The 1,399-nt window shown below is 35.0% G+C and carries 1 protein-coding gene; it reads left to right on the forward strand.

Features of this window, described 5'->3' with window-relative positions:
* Positions 1-88: 88 nt before the first annotated feature.
* A protein-coding gene (locus tag FOT98_RS30555) for an IS3 family transposase (protein WP_144291235.1) occupies positions 89-1,399 on the forward strand; the annotation gives its coding sequence in 2 pieces (ribosomal slippage) (positions 89-470 and positions 470-1,399; 1,312 coding nt annotated over the 2 pieces). This gene is flagged as partial in the annotation.

The raw sequence follows: 1,399 nt of genomic DNA on the forward strand, positions 1-1,399 counted from the left end.
TAAAATGTACCCTATAGAATAGACACTTGAAAAAAGTCTATTCTATAGGGTATTTCTTGTATAATAAAAGGAAAATCGGGATCGGAGAATGTTAAAAATGACAAAAAAGCTATTTACAGAAAGAGAAATTCAAATTCTATCAAATAACCTATACGTAAAATCTGTAAGTCAGAAAGGTATCACTTATACAGAGGAATTTAAGCATATTTTTATTGAGGAAAATGAAAAAGGAAAGCTACCTCGAAGTATTTTTGAAGAATGTGGTTTCGATATAGATATGATTGGAATGAAACGGGTTATGTCATCGGGAAGTAGATGGCGTGCTGCTTATAGAAAAAATGGTGTATTGGGTTTAAGGGATACACGTATCGAAAACGCTGGAAGAACTCTTGAGAGAGAGCTTACGTTAGAAGAAAAGTATGCCCGTTTAGAAGCTGAACGAAACTTACTAAAGGCGGAAAACGAATTGCTAAAAAAAATCAAAATTATGGAAGGGAGGATGAGAAGAAAATAACACTACCATCTAGTCAGAAATTCATCTTGATTCGTTCTGTCATCATAAAATACAACTTAAGGAATATGGTCAGTTATTTGTGTAAAGTAGCTGGTGTATCCCGTTCGGGATACTATAATTACTTTTCAATTTCAGCTCAAGAACAACGGAAACAAAAGAGTGATCGAGATGAAATCTTGAAGGAAACCATATTAAAAGCACTTCGATTTAGAAATAGAAAGAAGGGGGCTCGTCAGATAAAGATGACATTGGCGGGTCAGTTTCAAGTTGTCTACAATTTAAAGCGTATCCGTAGAATTATGAAGAAATACGAGATTGTCTGTCCGGTTCGTAAAGCGAATCCTTATAAAAGAATGCTTAAAGCTACAAAAGAACATCGAATAGTACCGAATCAATTAAATCGAGAATTTAAACAGAATACCCCAGGGAAAACACTTCTTACAGATATCACCTATTTAGTTTACGGTAAGAATCAAAGGGCCTATTTATCTACAATTTTAGACGGTTCAACTAATGAAATTTTAGCTTACCATGTTTCAGAACAGATGACATTAGAGCTCGTAACGACAACTCTCCATAAACTAAAAAGGAATCCGCGGATTCGATTGACTGAAGGTGCTTATATTCATTCAGATCAAGGAGCCCACTACACAAGCCCTACCTATCAGAAGCTAGTCAAAAAGCTAAAACTTGGACAATCCATGTCAAGAAGAGGAAACTGTTGGGATAACGCCCCACAAGAATCGTTTTTTGGTCATCTGAAAGATGAAGCTCATATAAAACCTTGCGCGTCCTTTAATGAATTGAAACAAGAGATTAAGAAATATATGACGTACTATAATCACTATAGATATCAATGGAATTTAAAAAAGATGACTCCTGTTG

The sequence above is a fragment of the Bacillus sp. HY001 genome, from assembly GCF_007558965.1.
Classification (GTDB): domain Bacteria; phylum Bacillota; class Bacilli; order Bacillales; family Bacillaceae_G; genus Bacillus_A; species Bacillus_A mobilis.